This is a genomic window from Kocuria sp. UCD-OTCP, assembly GCF_000349605.1.
Classification (GTDB): Bacteria; Actinomycetota; Actinomycetes; order Actinomycetales; family Micrococcaceae; genus Kocuria; species Kocuria rosea.
The window spans coordinates 1-488 of record NZ_AOSQ01000071.1 but is presented as its reverse complement, the minus strand read 5'-3'; the positions used below and the strand labels follow the sequence as shown (position 1 = coordinate 488).

At 70.5% G+C, this 488-nt stretch carries 1 protein-coding gene; it reads left to right on the top strand.

Translation table 11 applies throughout. From position 1 onward, the window contains the following. The coding region (locus H488_RS33275) for a pyruvate kinase (RefSeq protein ID WP_031283617.1) at positions 1–488 on the top strand (488 nt) is incomplete at both ends.

The window sequence follows — 488 nt, the reverse complement described above, 5'->3', positions numbered from 1 at the left end:
GACCTGCGCTGGGCCCTGCGCCGCGGCGTGGACCTGATCGCCCTGTCCTTCGTGCGCGACGCCAAGGACATCGTGCGGGTGCACGAGATCATGGACGAGGAGGGCCGGCGGCTGCCGGTGATCGCCAAGATCGAGAAGCCGCAGGCGGTGGACGCCCTGCACGAGATCATCGACGCGTTCGACGGCATCATGGTGGCCCGCGGTGACCTGGGCGTGGAGCTGCCGCTGGAGCAGGTCCCGATCGTGCAGAAGCGCGCCATCGAGCTCGCCCGGCGCTGGGCCAAGCCCGTGATCGTCGCCACCCAGGTGCTCGAGTCGATGATCGACAGCCCCCGCCCCACCCGGGCCGAGGCCTCCGACTGCGCCAACGCCGTGCTCGACGGCGCCGACGCGGTCATGCTCTCCGGGGAGACCTCGGTGGGCAAGTACCCGATCGAGACGATCGAGACGATGGCCCGCATCATCGAGGCCACCGAGTCCCAGGCCCT